Raw genomic sequence first — 7,582 nt, 5'->3', positions numbered from 1 at the left:
AAAACCCCGCCGATAACGGGATCGTTACCGGCGGGTTCGTTCGGGAGGTCCGTTCGTACGGGTCGTTCGCGCGGGTTCGTCGGCGCGGGGCGTGTCGGTGCGGGGCCCGCCCGTACGGAACGGGCGTCAGGCGCGCCGTCAGAAGCGGCCGGCGCCCAGGTCCCGGGAGACGGCGCGGGCGCAGTCCCGCACCGCCGCGACCAGCTCGGGGCGCAGCTCCCCGCCCGGGCAGATCCGCTCCACCGCGCCCGTGACCGCCACCGCGCCCACCGGCATCCGCCGCCGGTCGTGGATCGGCGCCGCCACCGAGGCCACGCCCTCCCAGGTCTCCTCCACGTCCTCGGCCCAGCCCTTGGCCCGCGTGAGGTCGAGCAGCGACTCGAAGGCGGGCAGCTCCGTGGTCGTCCGGGGCGTGAACGCCTCCCGTTCGACCTCCAGCACCTCGCTGTGGGCCACCGGGTCGTAGGCCGAGAGGACCTTCCCGAGCGCGGTGGAGTGCAGCGGCTGCATGGCCCCGACCTCCAGGACCTGACGACTGTCGTCCGGCCGGAAGACGTGGTGCACGATCAGGACGCCCCGCTGGTGCAGCACCCCCAGGTGCACGCTCTCGCCGCTCGACCGCGCGAGGTCGTCCGTCCAGACGAGGGCCCGGGCCCGCAGCTCGTGCACGTCCAGATAGCTGTTGCCGAGCCGCAGCAGCTCCGCCCCCAGCTGGTAGCGGCCCGAGGCCGCCTCCTGCTCCACGAAGCCCTCCGCCTGGAGGGTGCGCAGGATGCCGTGGGCCGTCCCCTTCGCGAGCCCCAGCGAGGACGCGATGTCGGACAGGCCGAGCCGGCGCTCGCCGCCCGCGAGCAGTCGCAGCATCGCCGCCGCCCGTTCAAGCGACTGGATGTTCTTCGCCATCGCCCGACCCTTCTCCCTCTCACACTGTTCGACAATGCTGAACACTATCGGTCGATGCCGACCTTGGCTCACACATGACAGTGTCGGTCAAGAACGGGCCGTACCGGGAGTCCCCGCACACAGAATGCCGTCCGGCTCGTAAGACGCCATGTCCACCCCGGGGCAAGCGCGGTTACGCTGACCCCGTGCACCCTCCACCGAGAGTGCAAAGCCGACAGCCGTCGCATCCCAGGGAGCTCATCCATGGCCTCGTTGCCGACCCCTTCCGCTGACAGCCGGAACCGCGCCGCAGCCCTCCGTGAGGCACTCGCCGAGCGAGTCGTCGTCGCCGACGGAGCCATGGGCACCATGCTCCAGGCGCAGGACCCCACCCTCGAGGACTTCCAGAACCTCGAAGGCTGCAACGAGATCCTGAACGTGACCCGCCCCGACATCGTGCGCTCGGTCCACGAGGCGTACTTCGAGGTCGGCGTCGACTGCGTCGAGACGAACACCTTCGGCTCCAACCACTCGGCCGCCGGCGAGTACGAGATCGCCGACCGCATCTTCGAGCTCTCCGAGGCGGGCGCCCGGATCGCCCGCGAGGTCGCCGACGAGTACAGCGCCAAGGACGGCCGTCAGCGCTGGGTGCTGGGCTCCATCGGCCCCGGCACCAAGCTGCCGTCGCTCGGCCACACCACGTACGACGTCCTGCGCGACGGCTACCAGCAGAACGCCGAGGGCCTGCTGGCCGGCGGCTCGGACGCCCTGATCGTCGAGACGACCCAGGACCTGCTGCAGACCAAGTCGAGCCTCATCGGCGCGCGCCGCGCCATGGACGCCCTGGGCGTCGACGTGCCGCTGATCTGCTCGCTCGCCTTCGAGACCACGGGCGTCATGCTGCTCGGCTCGGAGATCGGCGCGGCGCTGACCGCGCTCGAACCGCTCGGCATCGACATGATCGGCCTGAACTGCTCCACCGGCCCGGCCGAGATGAGCGAGCACCTGCGCTACCTCGCCCGCCACTCGCGTACGCCGCTGATGTGCATGCCGAACGCCGGCCTGCCCATCCTGACCAAGGACGGCGCGTACTTCCCGCTGTCCCCGGCCGAGATGGCCGACGCCCAGGAGAACTTCGTCCGCGACTACGGCCTGTCGCTGATCGGCGGCTGCTGCGGATCGACGCCCGAGCACCTGCGCCACGTCGTCGACCGGGTGCGCGGCGTCACGCCCCCCGAGCGCACTCCCCACCCCGAGCCCGGCGCCGCCTCGCTCTACCAGACGGTCCCCTTCCGCCAGGACACCGCGTACATGGCGATCGGCGAGCGGACGAACGCCAACGGCTCCAAGAAGTTCCGCGAGGCCATGCTCGAGGCCCGCTGGGACGACTGCGTCGAAATGGCCCGCGACCAGATCCGCGAGGGCGCGCACATGCTCGACCTCTGCGTCGACTACGTCGGCCGCGACGGCGTCGCGGACATGAAGGAGCTGGCCGGCCGCTTCGCCACCGCGTCCACCCTGCCGATCGTCCTCGACTCCACCGAGGTCGACGTCATCCAGGCCGGTCTGGAGAAGCTCGGCGGCCGCGCGGTCATCAACTCCGTCAACTACGAGGACGGCGACGGCCCCGAGTCCCGCTTCGCGAAGGTCACCCGACTGGCGCAGGAGCACGGCGCCGCGCTGATCGCCCTCACCATCGACGAGGAGGGCCAGGCCCGTACCGTCGAGCACAAGGTCGCCATCGCCGAGCGGCTCATCGACGACCTCACCGGCAACTGGGGCATCCACGAGTCGGACATCCTCATCGACACCCTGACCTTCACGATCTGCACCGGTCAGGAGGAGTCCCGCAAGGACGGCATCGCCACGATCGAGGCGATCCGCGAGCTGAAGCGCCGCCACCCGGACGTCCAGACCACGCTGGGCCTGTCGAACATCTCCTTCGGCCTCAACCCGGCCGCGCGGATCCTGCTCAACTCGGTCTTCCTCGACGAGTGCGTGAAGGCCGGTCTCGACTCGGCGATCGTGCACGCCTCGAAGATCCTGCCGATCGCCCGCTTCGACGACGAGCAGGTCACCACCGCCCTCGACCTGATCTACGACCGCCGTGCCGAGGGCTACGACCCGCTGCAGAAGCTGATGGCGCTCTTCGAGGGCGTCAACACCAAGTCGATGAAGGCCGGCAAGACCGAGGAGCTCCTCGCGCTGCCCCTCGACGAGCGGCTCAAGCGCCGGATCATCGACGGCGAGAAGAACGGCCTGGAGGCGGACCTCGACGAGGCCCTCACCGAGCGCCCCGCCCTCGACATCGTCAACGAGACCCTCCTCGACGGCATGAAGACCGTCGGCGAGCTCTTCGGCTCCGGCCAGATGCAGCTGCCGTTCGTGCTCCAGTCCGCCGAGGTCATGAAGACGGCGGTCGCCCACCTCGAACCGCACATGGAGAAGTCGGACGCCGAGGGGAAGGGCACGATCGTCCTCGCCACGGTCCGCGGAGACGTCCACGACATCGGCAAGAACCTCGTCGACATCATCCTCTCGAACAACGGCTACAACGTCGTCAACATCGGCATCAAGCAGCCCGTCTCCGCGATCCTGGAAGCCGCCGAGGAGCACCGGGCCGACGTCATCGGCATGTCGGGCCTCCTCGTGAAGTCCACCGTGATCATGAAGGAGAACCTCCAGGAGCTGAACCAGCGCGAGCTGGCCGCCAAGTACCCCGTGATCCTCGGCGGCGCGGCCCTCACCCGGGCCTACGTCGAGCAGGACCTCCACGAGATCTACCAGGGCGAGGTCCGGTACGCCCGCGACGCCTTCGAGGGCCTGCGCCTCATGGACGCCCTCATCTCCGTCAAGCGAGGCGTCCCCGGAGCCGCGCTGCCCGAGCTCAAGCAGCGCCGGGTCGTGAAGCGGGACGCGGCGGCCCTCCAGGTCGAGGAGCAGGAGCCCGGCGGCCGTTCCGACGTGTCCACCGACAACCGGGTGCCGACGCCGCCCTTCTGGGGCACGCGGGTCGTCAAGGGCATCCCGCTCAAGGAGTACGCGTCCTGGCTCGACGAGGGCGCCCTCTTCAAGGGCCAGTGGGGCCTCAAGCAGAACCGGGCCGGGGACGGACCGTCGTACGAGGAGCTCGTCGAGACCGAGGGCCGGCCGCGGCTGCGCGGCTGGCTGGAGCGCCTCCACACGGAGAACCTCCTGGAGGCGGCCGTCGTCCACGGATACTTCCCCTGTGTCTCCAAGGGCGACGACCTGATCATCCTGGACGAGGCAGGAAACGAGCGGACCCGCTTCTCCTTCCCGCGCCAGCGCCGGGGCCGCCGTCTCTGCCTCGCGGACTACTTCCGCCCGGAGGAGTCCGGCGAGACCGACGTCGTCGGCCTCCAGGTCGTCACCGTCGGCTCCAAGATCGGCGAGGCCACCGCGAAGCTCTTCGAGTCCGACTCCTACCGCGACTACCTGGAGCTGCACGGCCTCTCCGTCCAGCTCGCCGAGGCCCTCGCCGAGTACTGGCACGCGCGCGTCCGCGCCGAGCTGGGCTTCGCGGGCGAGGACCCGGCGGCCGTCGAGGACATGTTCGCGCTGAAGTACCGCGGCGCGCGCTTCTCCCTCGGCTACGGCGCCTGCCCCGACCTGGAGGACCGCGCGAAGATCGCGGACCTGCTGCGGCCGGAGCGGATCGGCGTGCACCTGTCGGAGGAGTTCCAGCTCCACCCCGAGCAGTCCACCGACGCCATCGTGATCCATCACCCGGAGGCGACGTACTTCAACGCCCGGTGAGCGTCGTGAGGTAAATCCGAGCGCCCTCGCCGCGTGCGACGTACACTTGTCGGTCCAGTGCAGGCCGGCCTTCCTCCCCGTACCGGGGAGGGGGGCCGGCCTTCTCGTCCCTCCAAGGAAGGTGTGCCGGATGACCAGTACGGTCCCCGCGTCCCTGTTCCGTACGAACGGAAGCTCCGCCCTGCAGGCGGTCTTCCTCGACATGGACGGGACCCTCGTCGACACGGAGGGGTTCTGGTGGGACGCCGAGGTCGAGGTCTTCGCCGACCTCGGGCACCGACTGGACGAGGCCTGGCGGGACATCGTGGTCGGCGGCCCGATGACCCGCAGCGCGGGCTACCTCATCGAGTCCACCGGCGCCGACATCACCGTCGCCGAGCTGACGGTCCTGCTCAACGAGAAGTTCGAGCAGCGCATCACGCGGGGCGTCCCGCTCATGCCCGGCGCCGAGCGGCTCCTCGCCGAGCTGGCCCGGCACAACATCCCCACCGCCCTGGTCTCCGCCTCGCACCGGCGGATCATCGACCGGATCCTCGCCTCGCTCGGCCGCGACCGCTTCGCGCTCACCGTCGCCGGGGACGAGGTGGGCCGCACCAAGCCGCACCCCGAGCCCTACCTGACGGCCGCGCGCGGCGTGGGCGCCGACCCGACGCTCTGCGCCGTCATCGAGGACACGGCGACCGGTGTGGCGGCCGCCGAGGCCGCGGGCTGCCGGGTCGTCGCGGTGCCCTCCGTCGCCCCGATCGCCCCTTCCCCGGGCCGGGTCGTGGTGCGTTCCCTTGAGGAAGTCAACGTGCCCTTCCTGCGCACTTTGATCACCGGCATCTGAGCTTCTTCTGAGCTTTCCCGACTGACCGCGCTTTCCCGCGCGGAAATCGGCCAGGCCATTCACCGATAAAGCCTCCACGTGACCTTCGTCACCCAGAGTGCCCATCGGTGGGTGGCCTGGATGCGTTCGGTGACCGGAATCATGCGGTTTGGGCGATCCCATCTGTCCCGGTTCGATGGCCGGCGTCCGCATCGCGGCGCCGCATGACTATCGAGCCTTCCGTATTCATGATCACTGTGCGATTACCCCGAGCCTGCCCGCGGTCGGGCAATAGGGGTCGCGCCCACTAATCTTTCGCGAGTACTTCGCCGTATAACCGCGTGCACCGGCGCACACCCAAGTCGCCGTGAACACAGGATCGATCGCAACACCCGGCCCGATCGCTCCCGCCCCGACCGGGCGGCCGGCGGCGGAGTGTCCCAGACCGCTGTATCCCAGTGCCGGATGAGGAGAACGTCCCTGATGAACCGCAAGACCCTGGTGCTGCCCGCCGCGGCCGTACTGCTGGCCCCCCTGCTCGCCGCCTGTGGCGGAGCGGAGGACGGCAGAGCCATCGTCGTCGGCACCACGGACCAGTTCATCGCGAACGAGGACGCCCCCGCCCCCCTCGACCCGGCCTTCGCCTACGACACCGGCACCTGGAACATCCTGCGGCAGACCGTCCAGACGCTGCTGCACGTGCCCCGTGGCGGCGGCGAGCCCGTCCCCGAGGCCGCCCAGAGCTGTGGCTTCTCCGACAAGGCCAGCGAGAGCTACCGCTGCAAGCTCCGCTCCGGTCTCACCTTCGCCGACGGCACGCCGGTCACCGCCGAGGACGTCAAGTACTCCATCGAGCGCGTCCTGAAGATCAAGTCGGACAACGGAACGGCCGCGCTGCTCGCCGGCGTCGACACCGTCGAGGCCAAGGGCACCGACGAGGTCGTCTTCCACCTCAAGTCCCCCGACGCCACCTTCCCGTACAAGCTCTCGACCCCGGTCGCCGGCATCCTCAGCAAGGACAAGTACCCCGCCGACAAGCTGCGTGACGGCTTCGACGTCGACGGCTCGGGCCCGTACACGATGAAGGTCGAGCGCGAGGGCGAGAAGGCCGCCCGCTTCGTCTTCACCAGGAACCCGAACTACAAGGGCGACATCGCCCCGCGCAACGAGAAGGTCGAGCTGCGCGCCTTCGCCGACGCCGGCGCCATGGGCAAGGCCCTGGAGAGCGACGACATCGACATGATGGCCCGCTCGCTGTCGCAGAAGCAGATCAGGGAGCTCACGGAGACCCCCAAGGAACGCATCCGCGTCACCGAGGTCCCCGGCCTGGAGATCCGCTACCTCGGCTTCAACACCAAGGCCCCCTCCGTCAAGGAGAAGGCCGTACGCCAGGCCATGGCGGCCGTCGTCGACCGGGGCGCCCTCGTCAACGGCGTCTACGGCCCCACCGCCGAGCCGCTCTACTCGCTGATCCCCTCCAGCATCACCGGCCACGCGACCCCCTTCTACGACGCGTACGGCGACTCCGACACCGCCCGCGCCGCCAAGATCCTCAAGGACGCCGGCGTCAGCACCCCGGTCAAGGTGACCCTGAACTACACCACCGACCACTACGGCGCCGAGACCGCCCAGGAGTTCGAGGCGCTCAAGAAGCAGCTCGTCGCCAGCGGACTCTTCGACGCCACCACCCGCGGCGCGGAGTGGTCCACCTTCCGCCCGGCCCAGAAGCGCGGCGACTACGCCGTCTACGGCCTCGGCTGGTTCCCGGACTACCCGGACCCGGACAACTACATCGCTCCCTTCCTGGACAGCGACAACTTCCTCAACACCCCGTATGTCAACAAGGTCGTCCGCGACCAGCTCATCCCGCGGTCACGCCGCCAGGCCGACCGCACCGCCGCGAGCCCCGTCTACGCGCAGATCCAGAAGATCGTCGCCGAGGACGTGCCCGTCCTGCCGCTGTGGCAGGGCAAGCAGTACGTCGCCGCGCGCGACGACCTCACGGGGGTCGAGTACGCACTCAACACGTCCTCCGACCTGCTGCTCTGGGAACTGGGCCGCGGCACCGCATAACCCCGTCGACTGGATCGGATACCGGCCGCGCACCAGCGCGCG

4 protein-coding genes are annotated in these 7,582 nt (G+C 69.8%); 3 read left to right on the top strand and 1 reads right to left on the bottom strand.

Annotated elements, in window-relative coordinates; translation table 11 throughout:
• Nucleotides 1-138: 138 nt before the first annotated feature.
• Nucleotides 139-903, bottom strand: coding sequence for an IclR family transcriptional regulator (locus tag SGA01_RS25215; protein ID WP_141298708.1), 765 nt, complete (start codon nt 901-903; stop codon nt 139-141).
• Between the two features lie 243 nt (nt 904-1,146).
• On the opposite strand from SGA01_RS25215, the gene metH reads away from it, so the two are divergent.
• From metH to SGA01_RS25200, 3 genes are all read left to right on the top strand, one after another.
• Complete coding sequence (gene metH, locus SGA01_RS25210; RefSeq protein WP_141298706.1) at nt 1,147-4,659, top strand: methionine synthase; 3,513 nt, start codon at nt 1,147-1,149, stop codon at nt 4,657-4,659.
• A 130-nt stretch (nt 4,660-4,789) separates the two neighbouring features.
• On the top strand, nt 4,790-5,488 hold the full coding sequence (locus SGA01_RS25205) for an HAD family hydrolase (protein WP_141298704.1): 699 nt from the start codon (nt 4,790-4,792) through the stop codon (nt 5,486-5,488).
• A gap of 462 nt (nt 5,489-5,950) precedes the next feature.
• Nucleotides 5,951-7,540, top strand: a complete 1,590-nt coding sequence (locus tag SGA01_RS25200) for an ABC transporter substrate-binding protein (protein WP_141298702.1) — start codon at nt 5,951-5,953, stop codon at nt 7,538-7,540.
• The last annotated feature ends 42 nt before the right edge of the window (nt 7,541-7,582 follow it).

Origin of the sequence: Streptomyces gardneri, assembly GCF_006539185.1 — a bacterium.
GTDB classification, from domain to species: Bacteria; Actinomycetota; Actinomycetes; order Streptomycetales; family Streptomycetaceae; genus Streptomyces; species Streptomyces gardneri.
The sequence above is the reverse complement of the archived record's forward strand: the minus strand, read 5'-3'. Positions and strand labels throughout refer to the sequence as shown.

Excerpts from the sequence above, each read along its gene's own strand:
- SGA01_RS25215 (WP_141298708.1), bottom strand. The coding sequence starts at position 903 with ATGGCGAAGAACATCCAGTCGCTTGAACGGGCGGCGGCGATGCTGCGA.
- metH (WP_141298706.1), top strand. The coding sequence starts at position 1,147 with ATGGCCTCGTTGCCGACCCCTTCCGCTGACAGCCGGAACCGCGCCGCA.
- SGA01_RS25205 (WP_141298704.1), top strand. The coding sequence starts at position 4,790 with ATGACCAGTACGGTCCCCGCGTCCCTGTTCCGTACGAACGGAAGCTCC.
- SGA01_RS25200 (WP_141298702.1), top strand. The coding sequence starts at position 5,951 with ATGAACCGCAAGACCCTGGTGCTGCCCGCCGCGGCCGTACTGCTGGCC.